Annotated in this window: 13 protein-coding genes and 1 pseudogene; 1 reads left to right on the top strand and 13 read right to left on the bottom strand. The window is 62.0% G+C overall.

Going from position 1 to position 14736, the window contains the following annotated elements; all coding sequences use genetic code 11:
* The 12 genes and pseudogenes from P6U23_RS09415 to P6U23_RS09360 form a co-directional block, all read right to left on the bottom strand.
* Complete coding sequence (locus P6U23_RS09415) at positions 1–927, bottom strand: tyrosine-type recombinase/integrase (protein ID WP_407176356.1); 927 nt, start codon at positions 925–927, stop codon at positions 1–3.
* A 406-nt stretch (positions 928–1333) separates the two neighbouring features.
* On the bottom strand, positions 1334–1570 hold the full coding sequence (locus P6U23_RS09410; protein ID WP_407179310.1) for a group II intron maturase-specific domain-containing protein: 237 nt from the start codon (positions 1568–1570) through the stop codon (positions 1334–1336).
* 38 nt (positions 1571–1608) lie between these two features.
* On the bottom strand, positions 1609–1812 hold the full coding sequence (locus tag P6U23_RS09405) for a hypothetical protein (RefSeq protein ID WP_407179307.1): 204 nt from the start codon (positions 1810–1812) through the stop codon (positions 1609–1611).
* Between the two features lie 75 nt (positions 1813–1887).
* Positions 1888–2601, bottom strand: coding sequence for a reverse transcriptase domain-containing protein (locus tag P6U23_RS09400; protein WP_407179305.1), 714 nt, complete (start codon positions 2599–2601; stop codon positions 1888–1890).
* A gap of 201 nt (positions 2602–2802) precedes the next feature.
* Positions 2803–3045 (bottom strand): hypothetical protein, encoded by a 243-nt coding sequence (locus P6U23_RS09395; RefSeq protein ID WP_407176359.1) that lies wholly within the window; start codon positions 3043–3045, stop codon positions 2803–2805.
* Positions 3042–4251: pseudogene (locus P6U23_RS09390) on the bottom strand (IS91 family transposase). Before P6U23_RS09390 ends, P6U23_RS09395 begins: the two are co-directional and overlap by 4 nt.
* 11 nt (positions 4252–4262) lie before the next feature.
* Entirely contained in the window at positions 4263–5189 is a 927-nt protein-coding gene (locus P6U23_RS09385; RefSeq protein ID WP_407176356.1) for a tyrosine-type recombinase/integrase, read from the bottom strand.
* Positions 5190–5633: 444 nt separating this feature from the next.
* Entirely contained in the window at positions 5634–5831 is a 198-nt protein-coding gene (locus P6U23_RS09380; protein ID WP_407179309.1) for a group II intron maturase-specific domain-containing protein, read from the bottom strand.
* 38 nt (positions 5832–5869) lie between these two features.
* Positions 5870–6073 carry a hypothetical protein gene (locus P6U23_RS09375; protein WP_407179307.1) on the bottom strand — a complete coding sequence of 68 codons (204 nt, stop codon included), beginning with the start codon at positions 6071–6073 and terminating at the stop codon, positions 5870–5872.
* A 75-nt stretch (positions 6074–6148) separates the two neighbouring features.
* Positions 6149–6862, bottom strand: coding sequence for a reverse transcriptase domain-containing protein (locus P6U23_RS09370; RefSeq protein WP_407179305.1), 714 nt, complete (start codon positions 6860–6862; stop codon positions 6149–6151).
* 691 nt (positions 6863–7553) lie between these two features.
* Positions 7554–10880 carry an AAA family ATPase gene (locus P6U23_RS09365; protein WP_407179303.1) on the bottom strand — a complete coding sequence of 1109 codons (3327 nt, stop codon included), beginning with the start codon at positions 10878–10880 and terminating at the stop codon, positions 7554–7556.
* 347 nt (positions 10881–11227) lie between these two features.
* Positions 11228–12307, bottom strand: coding sequence for an IS630 family transposase (locus P6U23_RS09360; RefSeq protein ID WP_407179302.1), 1080 nt, complete (start codon positions 12305–12307; stop codon positions 11228–11230).
* A gap of 185 nt (positions 12308–12492) precedes the next feature.
* Here P6U23_RS09360 and P6U23_RS09355 point away from each other — a divergent pair, with 185 nt between their 5' ends.
* Positions 12493–12762, top strand: a complete 270-nt coding sequence (locus P6U23_RS09355) for a hypothetical protein (RefSeq protein WP_407179300.1) — start codon at positions 12493–12495, stop codon at positions 12760–12762.
* Positions 12763–13564: 802 nt separating this feature from the next.
* Here P6U23_RS09355 and P6U23_RS09350 read toward each other — a convergent pair.
* Entirely contained in the window at positions 13565–14434 is an 870-nt protein-coding gene (locus P6U23_RS09350) for an AraC family transcriptional regulator (RefSeq protein WP_407181393.1), read from the bottom strand.
* Positions 14435–14736 lie beyond the last annotated feature (302 nt).

The raw sequence follows: 14736 nt of genomic DNA, 5'->3' as shown, positions 1-14736 counted from the left end.
CTACGGCGCTGGCGGCTCCTCACTGCCTCGCTTCGCACGGCGGCGGCGCGGCGCGCTTAGGCCCTCGAGCGGGCTCTCGATCTTGGCAATCAGTCCGATCGCCACGCGACTGTAGCGGGCTGTCGTCTCAAGCTTGGAATGTCCGAGCAACGCCTGGATCACGCGAATGTCCCTGCCGCGCTCGAGCAGGTGGGTCGCGAAGCTGTGGCGAAGCGAATGCAGCGGGACCGTCTTGCGCAGCCCCGCGGCTTTGGCGGCCTCCTTGAACAACCGGCTGAACTGACGCGTGGTCAGTGGCTGACGTTGACTGCGACCGGGAAACAGCCAGCGCTGTTCGGGCGCGACGCCGTTGTTGGATGCGGTCGGCCCCGCCTTCCACCATTGCCGCAACAGCCTCAGGACCTCCGGCGGCAGCATCACGTGCCGGTCCTTGCGGCCCTTCGACTGCACGATGCGGATGATCTTCTGCGCGCTGTCGATGTCGCTCGCCCGCAGCCGCACCACCTCCCCGGCGCGCAATCCGCAACCATAGGCCAGCGTTAGCATCGCTCGCGCCTTCAGGCTCGTCGCCATGGTGAGGACACGCTTGACCTCCTCAGGGCTCAGCACCGGCGGCAGCCTCTCGGGCTCCTTGATGTGCCAGACCTCGGCCGCCAGATCGTGACGACGTAGCGTGACGCGGAACAGGAACCGCACCCCGGTCATGATCCGATTGCGGTTGCAGATGCTCATCCCGCTCTCGATCAGGTGCAGCTGAAATAGCCGCACCTCGTCGGCGGTCGCTGTATCCGGCGAGCGTTTGAGCCAGGCGGCGAACCGCTTGCAACTGTAAATGTGGCCGCGCTGCGTGTGCGGGTTGAGCTTGCGCGCAGCCATGTCTTCGATCATACGCTGACGCAGCGGACTGACTGTGTTGGTATCGCTCATGGAGAGCTCCTTCCTGAGTGAGGGTTGCAACACCTCGATTCTCAGGACGGGGCTCTTTAGTGCTACCACTATCCTCTCAACTGGCTACCGGGCCCCCTCGGCTCTTGCCCCCGCGCAGCGGGCTGGAGCGCAGCGACTTTGTGCAGTGGCCCTTCGCGCCGTTTGGTTGCGTGCAGCTATTCGATCGCTTTCGGGGCAAACCGGACATCAAGCGGCAGGTATTGCCGGCAGGACGAGTGGCGTTTGGTGGAGTCGAGATGTGACGCGGTGGCTTTAGGATCGAACATATCTGTTCCCGCCTCTTTCGTCTGGCGGTGCCCTAGTGGTTCGACCGTGACTCCGTTTCCACATCCCGCTCATCGAACCGGACAGGCAGATCTCCCGCATCCAGCTCTCGGACAAGACCTCACGCCTTCACCCACGGCACGCCGTGTCCGCGCGCAGCTAGGCGTACGAGCCCGAAGTGCCCGTAGAGGTGCGAGAGTGGATAAGTCCCGTCCTTGCGTCGCCTGATGTGCTTGGAGGGCAACCACCGCCGCAACCGCACAGCGGTGTAGTTGTCGATCGCGCGGTACGCCTTGCTGACAGTGCTTACATTGAAGTAGTTCACCCATCCGCGCAGCGTGCGATTCAACTTGGCCACCAGCTCTGTGGTGTCTTGCCCTAACCCGGTTCGAGCCGTCAGTGCATGTATGTTTCCACCATGCGCTTGATGCTTTTCTTCGATGGCCGGTATCCCAGGCGCGCCTGGCCGGTTCTCGCTGAGTACATCCGTCCGAACGATCCCAGGAAGTCGAACTCTCCTTCCGGCACCTTGCAGATTCGTGTCTTGTCCTCGTTGACCGTCAGCTTCAGCTTTCCCATGATCTCACGCAATCGCGACAAGGCCTCTTCGGCTTTGCCCGCCTGCATAGGATCACGAGATCGTCGGCATAGCTCACGATGCGAGAGCCTAGGCTTCTATCCAGCCCGGGCATCTTCCCAGCACAAACCGGCGCATCTAGAGATTCGCCAGCAATGGTGAGATCGGTGAGCCTTGCGGGATGCCACGCCGCTTGTCCCGGGCCTCGTGCGTGTCTTCCGTCCTCGATCGTCGGTTTCTTCCACGGGAGATTCCAGCCACATCTTGATCAGATGCAGCACGCGCCGATCCACGATCCGGCGCGCTACCGACTTGAGTAGCTCGGCATGCGGAATGCTCCCGAAGTAGTCCGCGAGGTCGGCATCCACGACTTCCGGGTGACCGCGGTACAGCTGCGCTTCCACCTCGACCACCGCCTGTTGGGCATTTCGCCCGGGACGGTACGCGCACTGTTCGGGTGGAAGGTCGGCCTCGAACATCGGTTCTAGCACCAGCATCGCTGACGTCATGCAGACCCGATCACACAAGGTCGAGATGCCCAATGGCCTGAGCTTGCCATTGGCCTTCGGTATGTACACTCTTCTAGCAGGGTCCGGTCGATACGTCTCCTGCCTGAGCGCAAGCGCCAGTTCGCCCAGCCATCGCTGCACCCCGTACGCTTCGATATCCGCAAAGTCCTGACCGTCCACACCCGGTGCGCCATTGTTGGAGCGGCATTGGGCATAGGCATGGGCCAAGATGTCTTCCCGGCTGATCTTGTCGTACAGGGCATGGAAGCGGTAGCCGGCTTCTGCCTTCGCTTTCGCGTGCAACGCCGTCTGCAGTTTCTGAACACTCTCGGAGTTGATAGATTGCCCAATCCCCAGGTCCCTCACTACGTCTTGCGTTCGTCTTGTCTGTGCAGGTTTTTGGACGCCGGCAACGAGGAGGCTCCGCACGCTCAACTGACCGGCGTCCAAAAAGCGCCAAGGCACGAAGTCGCGGGAAGTTGGGCACTGGCCGGGCAGCGAGTGCTATGGGGATTTGATGTTGGCGCCGATCTCGATGGTCGAGGTGATGCCGGCAGGATTCGACCAGGGTGTCTGCACGGACAGGAGATCGGCAGGGCGCAATAGGCTTTTTGGTGGCTGTTCGGAGCGCATCGACGCACGATCCGCGCACTGATAGATGCCATTGGGTTGAGCGAGATCGCTGCCGGCGTGGAGCCAGCGGATCGGCCCGGGAAAACTGCAGGGCTTACACGCGGTGTTGGTCATGACGTGTCGATCCTGATCGGTGTTGGTCGCCAGCTCGGCGCGCAGCCGCGTGCGAAGGTCTCGATGACGATCATGCGTGCGCCACAGCGGGGACAAGGGCACGGCAGCACATGCGGCGTATCCGGCGCAACATCCGGCTCTTGTTGGGGATCGGCGGCAGACGGGGCGACATTGAGGAGTGCGCGGGCGGTTGCGATGCTCTCGGCGCGGTTGGTGGAGGCAAAGAGCCCGTAGTGGCGGATGCGGTGGAAACCCGTGGGCAGCACGTGCAGCAGGAAGCGCCTGATGAACTCGTGCGGGTGAAGCCGCATCGTCTTCCAGCGGTCGGGGCCGCTGACGCGATAGTCCTTCCAGCGGAACGCAATCGCCTCGTCGTCGGCTGCAACGAGGCGGCGGTTGGAGATGGCGACACGATGGGTGTAACGGGAGAGATAGCGCAGCACCTGCGCGGGCCCCGCGAACGGGGCCTTGCAATAGACCACCCATCTGATGCGCCGCAGCGGCGCGATGAAGCGCTTGAACGTTGTCTTGTCGGCGAGCCCGGCATGGGTGTTGAAGAACTTCAGCGCCGGCGGCGTGCGCCTGCATGAGCATCGCCAGCATCTTGCCGCGGAACAGGCGCGCCAGCACGTTGACATGGACGAGGAAGTCGGAGCGCGCGGCGATCCATCGCCTGTTATCGAGCGAGAGCCCGCCACCCGGCACGATCATGTGCACGTGCGGATGATGGGTGAGCGCCGAGCCCCAGGTGTGCAGCACGGCCGTGATACCGATCCGTGCGCCGAGGCGCTTGGGATCGCTTGCGATGGCGAGCGTCGTCTCGGCCGCCGTCTTCATCAGCAGGTTGTAGATCACACGCTTGTTCTGGTAGGCGATGTCACGCAGCTCGCTCGGCAGCGTGTAGACGACATGAAAATACGGCACCGGCAGCAGCTCCGCTTCGCGGTCGGCCAGCCATTGGCGTGACGCCGCAGCCTGGCACTTCGGGCAATGCCGGTTGCGGCAGGAGTTGTAGGCGATCTCGGTGTGGCCGCACGCTGTGTTCTCGCAGCGCGCGACGTGGCCGCCGAGCGCTGCCGTACGACAGCGCTCGATCGCACTCATCACCTTCAGTTGCCCGAGGCTCACATGCCCCTGATTGGCGTCACGCCAAGCAGGGCCGTGGTCGCGGAGGATATCCGCGACCTCCAGAACTGGCCGAGCCACGGCCGGCGGCGCTACGGCGCTGGCGGCTCCTCACTGCCTCGCTTCGCACGGCGGCGGCGCGGCGCGCTTAGGCCCTCGAGCGGGCTCTCGATCTTGGCAATCAGTCCGATCGCCACGCGACTGTAGCGGGCTGTCGTCTCAAGCTTGGAATGTCCGAGCAACGCCTGGATCACGCGAATGTCCCTGCCGCGCTCGAGCAGGTGGGTCGCGAAGCTGTGGCGAAGCGAATGCAGCGGGACCGTCTTGCGCAGCCCCGCGGCTTTGGCGGCCTCCTTGAACAACCGGCTGAACTGACGCGTGGTCAGTGGCTGACGTTGACTGCGACCGGGAAACAGCCAGCGCTGTTCGGGCGCGACGCCGTTGTTGGATGCGGTCGGCCCCGCCTTCCACCATTGCCGCAACAGCCTCAGGACCTCCGGCGGCAGCATCACGTGCCGGTCCTTGCGGCCCTTCGACTGCACGATGCGGATGATCTTCTGCGCGCTGTCGATGTCGCTCGCCCGCAGCCGCACCACCTCCCCGGCGCGCAATCCGCAACCATAGGCCAGCGTTAGCATCGCTCGCGCCTTCAGGCTCGTCGCCATGGTGAGGACACGCTTGACCTCCTCAGGGCTCAGCACCGGCGGCAGCCTCTCGGGCTCCTTGATGTGCCAGACCTCGGCCGCCAGATCGTGACGACGTAGCGTGACGCGGAACAGGAACCGCACCCCGGTCATGATCCGATTGCGGTTGCAGATGCTCATCCCGCTCTCGATCAGGTGCAGCTGAAATAGCCGCACCTCGTCGGCGGTCGCTGTATCCGGCGAGCGTTTGAGCCAGGCGGCGAACCGCTTGCAACTGTAAATGTGGCCGCGCTGCGTGTGCGGGTTGAGCTTGCGCGCAGCCATGTCTTCGATCATACGCTGACGCAGCGGACTGACTGTGTTGGTATCGCTCATGGAGAGCTCCTTCCTGAGTGAGGGTTGCAACACCTCGATTCTCAGGACGGGGCTCTTTAGTGCTACCACTATCCTCTCAACTGGCTACCGGGCCCCCTCGGCTCTTGCCCCCGCGCAGCGGGCTGGAGCGCAGCGACTTTGTGCAGTGGCCCTTCGCGCCGTTTGGTTGCGTGCAGCTATTCGATCGCTTTCGGGGCAAACCGGACATCAAGCGGCAGGTATTGCCGGCAGGACGAGTGGCGTTTGGTGGAGTCGAGATGTGACGCGGTGGCTTTAGGATCGAACATATCTGTTCCCGCCTCTTTCGTCTGGCGGTGCCCTAGTGGTTCGACCGTGACTCCGTTTCCACATCCCGCTCATCGAACCGGACAGGCAGATCTCCCGCATCCAGCTCTCGGACAAGACCTCACGCCTTCACCCACGGCACGCCGTGTCCGCGCGCAGCTAGGCGTACGAGCCCGAAGTGCCCGTAGAGGTGCGAGAGTGGATAAGTCCCGTCCTTGCGTCGCCTGATGTCTTGGAGGGCAACCACCGCCGCAACCGCACAGCGGTGTAGTTGTCGATCGCGCGGTACGCCTTGCTGACAGTGCTTACATTGAAGTAGTTCACCCATCCGCGCAGCGTGCGATTCAACTTGGCCACCAGCTCTGTGGTGTCTTGCCCTAACCCGGTTCGAGCCGTCAGTGCATGTATGTTTCCACCATGCGCTTGATGCTTTTCTTCGATGGCCGGTATCCCAGGCGCGCCTGGCCGGTTCTCGCTGAGTACATCCGTCCGAACGATCCCAGGAAGTCGAACTCTCCTTCCGGCACCTTGCAGATTCGTGTCTTGTCCTCGTTGACCGTCAGCTTCAGCTTTCCCATGATCTCACGCAATCGCGACAAGGCCTCTTCGGCTTTGCCCGCCTGCATAGGATCACGAGATCGTCGGCATAGCTCACGATGCGAGAGCCTAGGCTTCTATCCAGCCCGGGCATCTTCCCAGCACAAACCGGCGCATCTAGAGATTCGCCAGCAATGGTGAGATCGGTGAGCCTTGCGGGATGCCACGCCGCTTGTCCCGGGCCTCGTGCGTGTCTTCCGTCCTCGATCGTCGGTTTCTTCCACGGGAGATTCCAGCCACATCTTGATCAGATGCAGCACGCGCCGATCCACGATCCGGCGCGCTACCGACTTGAGTAGCTCGGCATGCGGAATGCTCCCGAAGTAGTCCGCGAGGTCGGCATCCACGACTTCCGGGTGACCGCGGTACAGCTGCGCTTCCACCTCGACCACCGCCTGTTGGGCATTTCGCCCGGGACGGTACGCGCACTGTTCGGGTGGAAGGTCGGCCTCGAACATCGGTTCTAGCACCAGCATCGCTGACGTCATGCAGACCCGATCACACAAGGTCGAGATGCCCAATGGCCTGAGCTTGCCATTGGCCTTCGGTATGTACACTCTTCTAGCAGGGTCCGGTCGATACGTCTCCTGCCTGAGCGCAAGCGCCAGTTCGCCCAGCCATCGCTGCACCCCGTACGCTTCGATATCCGCAAAGTCCTGACCGTCCACACCCGGTGCGCCATTGTTGGAGCGGCATTGGGCATAGGCATGGGCCAAGATGTCTTCCCGGCTGATCTTGTCGTACAGGGCATGGAAGCGGTAGCCGGCTTCTGCCTTCGCTTTCGCGTGCAACGCCGTCTGCAGTTTCTGAACACTCTCGGAGTTGATAGATTGCCCAATCCCCAGGTCCCTCACTACGTCTTGCGTTCGTCTTGAACTGAGGTCCCTTCCCTCCGCCGGCGTTACCCGGCTTCAGCGGTACTACGAACCTCTCCGCATCCCCACGGCGCCCGGCCTGTCCCTCGCGGCGTCCGGTTGATCATCCCTGACCACGTCGTGGGGCCTCCCATGTTGCGTACGCTTTCCTTGTGTACACGCCGTCGCCACTACCCCGGCGCAGCGGCTGAGCGCATCGTTTCGTTCATTCCTCCAGCCATGTCAGCCTTCCCCGAAAGGGTCATCGGGTCGGCGTACGCATCGTCCTTTTCGAGGCTTGCTCGGCGTTCACTCGCGTTACGGCCTGCACACTCGCGCTGTCACCAATTCGTGACACGCATTCCGAAGGCTTCAGCTATTTCGTCACCTCCATAGCTGCTCCGGTTGCTTCCGGCTGGAGCGGTTGCCGGGTGGGGCTTGCCCCACTGGAAAGCGCCGCCTTTGCACGGCGCACACCCGAAGCGGTCATTCTGACGGCATCGAGCGCATGCACTCCGCGCCGTCGACGCATCGCAGATCACGCTTCATGAGATCATAGACCAGAGTCCGGCAAGCCTTGGAGTGCAGGCAAGTAGCAGCTATCCCGCCACCAAAGACGTGACCTGCATCAGGCCAGCTGGTCGAGCAGCGCCCTGGCGTCCCGCAGGACCGGCGTGTCGAAGCCTTCGGTGAACGAGCCATACACCGGCGCGAGGAGGTCGTGAGCTTGCGTGCACTTACCCTGGTCGCGCCACAAGCAGGCGAGGCTTGTCGCAGCGCGCAGCCCAAACGTCTTCGCGCTCTGACGCTCCGCCACAGCAAATGCTCGATGATAATTCTGCTCCGCAGCTGCCTGGTCGCCTCGCGCATTCGCTATGTCGGCTCGAACTCGATACAGCTCGACTTCACCGGACCGCTCCTGGGTCGTCTCGATCAGTTGCCCAGCCTCGACGAGGCAATTCTGTCCCTCCTGCAGATGCCCGACCTTGGCGTGAGCATCGGCGAGAAAGCAGAGCGCACGCGGCGTGTGCACGACAGCTCCGGCACCACGAAGCACCGAGAGCCCCCTCGCGAGCAACGCGAGGCCGTCCTGCACCTGTCCAAGTGCTGTCAATGAGCGACCATGTTGGAGAAGTCCGAGGCCCAACCAGAGCGGAAAACCATGCTCGTTCGAGAGAGCCACCAATTCCTCCGCGTGCCGTCCTGCCTCATGCGGCAAGCCGGCCGCCGCCTCCACCGCACACACCTTGCTCAGCACAAAAGCCACCGTGAACGGATGGTGGAGCGAACGGGCTTTTGACAACGCCTCGTCCACGCGTACGCGGCCCTGATCGATGTGGCCCAGAAGCGCCAATGTCAGCGCCAAGTGACCTAGGCTCGCCGCGTGCGGGTCGGCCACCGTTATGGCCGCGCAAATCGCGTGAGCGGCCGGATCTCTCAAGCCATCACACAGCTCGAGAAGACCGCGCGCGGTCACAAACTCCCCGCGATAGTGGCAACTGGCGCCATGGATATAGTGACCCAGCAGCAGAGTGGCTTGATCTTTTGTTGTCTCACCCAATTTCTCCATCTGCTCGGCAAGCGACACCGCCAGCTGGTGCTCGGCACGAACCGAATGGAAGCCCCATTGGAAATAGAGCAGCGGAGCAAGACGATCCGGTCGATCGAACCGTTCAGCGAGCGCTCGCGCTTTGACGAGGGTATCGGCCACCGCCGGCGCCGAATACCCCCTGGCTGCCATCAGGGCCCGCCCGAGGGCAATCTGCAGGTCGAGCTCGTGCTGCACGGGCCGCGACTCCTCGGGCATGTTCGCCAGCAATTCGAGCCCCCTCTGCAACTGCGCCACTGCTTCCGTCATCGCCGACCGCGCGACAGCCTGCTGGCCGGCCTTGAGTCGGTAGCCGACCGCCTTCTCGTTGAAACCGGCCTCGGCACAATGCTGGGCCATGAGTTGCGGTTGAGCGGCCACGATTTCCGGGAACTGGTTCTCGAGCGTCGTCGCAACCCGAGCATGGATCTGCTGGCGTCGACCGCGCAGCAGGGTGCTGTAGGCTGCGTCCTGCACCAGCGCGTGCTTGAAGGTGTACTCTGCATCGGGCGGGCTGCCCCGCTGGAAGACCAATTCGGCGCGTACGAGCTGCGCCAAGGCCCCGTCTACCTGTTGCTGCGGCATGGCCGCGACAGCGCTGATCAGCTCGTGCGAGAACGACCGCCCGAGGGCGGCTCCGATCTGCGCCATCTCGCGCACGGGTGCCAAGCGATCGAGCCGTGCCAGGAGCGAGGCGTGGAGCGAGGTAGGGATGGCAAGCCGAGGCACGGGCCCCCTCGCATCGAAGCGGTCGCCAGCGTCGGTCAGCATGCCGCTCTCGATCACCGCCTTGGTCAATTCCTCGACGAACAACGGTACGCCATCGGTCCGATCGATGATCTGTGCGGCGATCTCCTGGGGCAACGCCTTGCCGCCGGTCACCCGCATGATCATCTCGGCGCGCTGGGGACGCGGCAGACGACCGAGGTTGATCGATGTCACGTGCGAGCGCCCGATCCAGGCCGGCGCGAACTCTGGTCGGAAAGTGATAATCAGCAAGACCCGGAGGGTGGCGACCCGGTCGACAATGAGGTCCAACAGGTCGAGCGAGCTGGGGTCGATCCAATGCACATCCTCGAACACCATCAGCACGGGCCGGCGCGCCGCCAGCCCCTCGAGCTGGGCCAGGAGGACCTGAAGCGTCTTCTCCTTGCGCTTCTGCGATGTGAGGTTGAGAGGTGGATAGCCATTGCCGATTGGCACCGACAGCAGGTCCGCGATCAGAGGAACGGCCTCGCTGAGGTCAGTGTTTGCCTCCGCGAGCAGCGCCTCGAGCTTGGACAGCCGTTGCTGGTCCGTATCGTCACGCCGGAATCCCGCTGCCCGCTCTAGCTGTGAGATGGTCGGATAAAGTGCGCTGTCCTGGTGATGCGGCGAGCAGAAGCGGCGCAAGGGGATGTGTGGATCATCGCTCAGCCGTTCCAGCGCGATTTCTGCGAGGCGCGATTTGCCGATGCCGGGCTCACCCGATATCAGAACGACCGAACCATCGCTGCGTTTTATCTGCTGCCAGCGCCGCATCAGCAGCTCGATCTCCTCATCGCGGCCGAGCAGTGGTGTTCTGGATACGCGCAAGGCCTCGAAGCGGCTATCGACCGCGCTCGCACCAATGACTCGCCAGACCGGAACCGGGTCGAAGTAGCCTGTAATGGACACGCTCCCGAGAGCGAGATACTCGAAGAGACCTCCGACGAGCCGGCGGGTGCTGCTGTCGATGATCACCGTATCCGGCTCGGCCAATGCCTGAAGCCGTGAGGCCAGATTGGGGGTCTCACCGACCACCTCATGTTCCTGCGACGCGCCTTTCCCGATGAGATCGCCGACGATCACCAAACCAGTGGCAATGCCAACCCGCACTCGCAATCTTGCCTCCGGGCCGGTATCGAGTCCTGCGACGGCTGTGATCAATGCCAACCCTGCGCATACCGCGCGCTCAGCATCGTCTTCATCCGCCCGCGGATAGCCGAAATATGCGAGCACGCCGTCGCCCATGTATCTGGCAACGAACCCGCCAGATTTCTCGATTTGCTCGGCACAACAGCGGTGGTACGCGCCGATGATATCGCGCAAGTCCTCAGGGTCGAGCTTCGTCGAGAGTGCTGTCGAGCCAGCAAGGTCAGCGAACATCACCGTGAGCTGACGTCTCTCGGCCTCGGTCCGAGGAACGGTCACGGGTCGCGGTCCGGTCTCAGCGAGCTCCGCGATCGCCCGCAAGATCTTCTTGCGGTGGCCGAGCGAGACGCCGATTTTTTCGAGATCAGATTCGGTCAGATCGCGCAGAACGCTTGGGTCAATATCGTTCTCGGCAAAGCACTGCGCGTATTGCCCTAGGCCAAGAGTGTTGAGCCAGTCCGCAATCTGCTGCATTGGCTCCCTCGACTGTCTGATTGATGGCCAGCCGAATTTTGGACTACAGCCAAGAAACGTTATCCCGACCTTTTCACCATAGCATGTTTTAGTTTGCGGCATTCGGCCGCGGCTGGCCCTCGATCTTTGCCAAAATGGTGCAAGAGTACAGGCACTCGCTACCAAGCCGCGCATGGCACAGCTCGATCGCGGCGTACGCCGGGTTTCGGCAGCAAGGGAGCGTTACCGGAGTTGACTAAATACGACCGATAGCTGCGACTACTAGCCGAGGCTGGTCCATATGCCGGCGACTGTGCGACGTCGGCGTCGGAGGCTCCACCATCTCGATGCCTGCGCGGTGCCTCAATCTAGTGTTGTGACTCTAACGCTTGTTTCGCACGGGCGACTTTTTCGAGGATTTCGCCTGCGGACTTGGTCCAGATGAAGGGCTTTGGATCGGCATTGTGGTTTTCCAGGTATTCCATGATCGCGCTTTTCAGTTCGGCGACATTCTCGAAGGTGCCGCGGCGGATGCGGTTTCGAGTGATCTCGGCAAAGAAGCGCTCCACCATGTTGAGCCAAGAGGCCGAGGTCGGAGTGAAGTGCAAATGGAAGCGTGGATGCGCCTTGAGCCAACGCTTTACGGCCGGCGTTTTGTGGGTCGCATAGTTGTCAACAACCAGATGCAGGTCGAGGCCGGGCGGGGTCTGCTGGTCGATCAGCCTGAGAAAGCGAAGGAACTCACGATGCCGATGGCGTGGCATGCACGTCCCGATCACCTTGCCGTCCACCATGCTGAGTGCCGCGAACAAGGTCGTAGTGCCGTTGCGCTTGTAGTCGTGGGTCATGGTGCCGGCGCGGCCCTTCTTCATGGGCAGACCGGGCTGGGTACGATCGAGAGCCTGGATTTGGCTCTTTTCATCGACGCAGAGGACCAGCGCCTTGTCCGGCGGATTGAGATAGAGCCCGACCACGTCTTCCACCTTGGCAGCGAAGTTCCTGTCGCGCGAGACTTTGAAGGTGTCGACGAGATGCGGTTTCAGTTCGTGCGCATGCCAGATACGCTGGACGCTGCTGTAGGAGAGGCCCACCGCCTTCGCCATGCTGCGCACGCTCCAATGGGTCGCATTTGGCGGCTTCTCGTGCAGCGTCATGTGCACAACCTGCTTGATCTTTTCGGGCGACAACGGTTTGACGCGCGATGGCCGGGTCGCGTCCTTCAGCAGCCCGTCCACGCCTTTCGCCAAGTAGCGCTGACGCCAGCGGCGCACGGTCAGCAGGCTCTTGCCAACCGCCGCCGCAATCGCCTCCGCCGTCAGTCCATCGCTTGCCAGCAACACGATCCGTGCTCTCCAAACCACCTTCTGCGGCGTGTTCCGGCCCCGGACCAGCCGCTCCAGTCGCTCACGATCGGTCGCGCCGACCGCAATCTGTTCGATCTTCCTCATCGGCGCAGACTTGCAGGTTCGCGCCGATTTGTGAATCGTCTGTCAGTGACGGAACACTAGCTAACGTTGCAATTTGCGTACGGACTTTTTGTTACGCGATGCGCCAAAGTCCAAGAAATCATGGCGGCCGCCCGCTAACCTCCCGTCGTTTTTCTAACGGGCTGGTATTTCACAGGAGCACAATCATGAAAAAAGTCATTCCTATTGTGATCGCAACTGCTTCTCTTTTTACAATGTCTGATGCAGGGGCAGCAGCCCAACAACACCGGACCCATCATCATCGCGCCGCAGTGATTGGCGCTACGATCCGCCCCGCTCTACTCAATGCCAATGCCAGTTTCAATGGCGACCTCAGTGAGCACGAGATGCATATGCGGAATCTACATGATTCCGGGTACAATCCAAAGAATGACATTGGTCCGTCCGGCAATATATCTGATCCTAATAACTGGTAACGCGATGAGCTAATCGGCCAGTGCAATGACCTTGGGTTCGCGGCTTGTGGCGATTGTCGCAGCATAGCGACCGGCGTCGCCGCGGCCGCATATGAACACGCTATCGCGCTCGGCATGTAGCCCTTCATGGCATGGCAGACCGCGTTCGACCCGCTGCCCACGCTGGGCGCTTATAGCTACTGGAAGTCACACAATTTCCTAGAGCTCAGCGATGGTCTCCTCGACGGTCTTGTGAACTATGCGGCGAAGCTTCCGACCGCGGAGTGCTAGATTTCTATTGGCCAGCCCGGCGGGGCCACCAGCGATCTATATCTGCGCAGAGTTATCACCCACAGGCCCCGACAACTACGCGTCATCCCTGAAGGGCGAGGACGGCGAGTTCGAGATCGGATCAATCGGCATCCAGCACGGCCGCTCAGCCTGTTGCGCAGGAACGCTGCTTGCGAACGCTGCTTTCGGCCTTTCGTTAGCCGGGGATGAGACCCCGAGGATTTCTCAAGCTAGCTAAACGATGCAGAGAGCTAGATGAGGCACGAGCTAGGGTATCTCGGAGCCATCTTGCGACCCTTGAGTGCCGTTACCTCATACTGGCCGAAAGCTCCCAGGTGCGCCGCCGCTCGGTGAGGCTGCAGAAAACGTTGGGGAGGCGTCACCGATACTAAGGCCGCCTCGGTTGTGGCCTCGTTCATTTGAGTGGCTCGCGAAAATTCGGCGTTGTGCCTCGACGCCAATACTCAAAGACCGTCCACTCAAACACCGTCGCCTACGGTTCTGCCGTCGGCGCCTGTGAGGACTCGCAGAATCACTTCTGCTCCCGCGTGGTCGATGCGGCGCGCACGCCTGATGGCGTCTCGCCGAAGTGCCGGCGGAACGTGCGATTGAAATGAGAAACATCACCAAAGCCGACCGCAAACGCGATATCGATGATCGCCAAATGCAGATGTTGCGGGTCAGTCAACATCGCGAAGGCACGCTCAAGCCGGCATCCCGCAAGGTGCTCGGTGAACGACTTTCCGGTTCCCTCGAGCAATTTTTGCACGTATCGCCGCGACATACCGAGCGCCCTCGCGACATTGTCCAGATCGAAATTGGGATCGATGAAGCGTCGCGCGACCTCCGCCAGGATCGCCTGCAGCCTGGCTGCCTTCACACCACGCTCAGCAACGATGTTTGAAGCTTCCGCGGTCGGCCCGAGCGTCGCGGCCACGAGATCGAGGAAGTGTACGCCTATAGTGGAGGCCAGTTTTGATGACGGAGGTTCTTTGAAGGATGCGAGCGACCGCAGGTAGCGGTCGAGGAGTGTAAGCGCCGGTCCGGGACGCACCAGCCGACCTGATAGATCTTCCGGCTGCTCAACCAGAGACTTAAGGGCGGCAGCCTGCACGGTCACGAATCTGACCCTGCCGCCACGCGGCCCAAATACTCGCAGCGGCCTTCCCCGGTCAACCAAACAAGCGGAGCCGGCATCATAGACATGTTCCTGGTCAGCATTTGCGAATTGGACTGGTCCAGCCTCGACGATGTTCAGTCCGAATTGGTCACGGCTATCCTTGAGGTGGTGTTTGTGACGGATAAACTCCACCGGCGTGGTGACAATGTTACAAACGCCAACCGCGCCGAGCGGTAAGTAGGTGACGTCGATACGCGGGCGGCCGCCGCTGTGATCTATCACGTCCAAGGCGAGGTTCAGCCGCGCAAACTCCTCACGGAACGTGGAGAACCGCGCGCTCCGGCAGCATCTCGGTCGACCATCGCAAAAGGTGAGATAACGTTGGCATCTCGGCCTCCCGTTTTGGGGCCCCTCAAGAGATCATATCGGACCGCGCTTCGCTGCATTTGTGAAATGGATTACATAGAGGCGATAGGCTGCGTGAGATGACGAAGCGTTGTGCGCTGCACGCGACGAGTTGGCACGCACCGCGCCCAGATTGTTGTGGCCAACAAGACCGCAGCTTCCTTCACTTACGAGAACAA

The organism is Bradyrhizobium sp. STM 3562 (assembly GCF_045571435.1).
Taxonomy (GTDB): Bacteria; Pseudomonadota; Alphaproteobacteria; order Rhizobiales; family Xanthobacteraceae; genus Bradyrhizobium.
The sequence above is the reverse complement of the archived record's forward strand: the minus strand, read 5'-3'. Positions and strand labels throughout refer to the sequence as shown.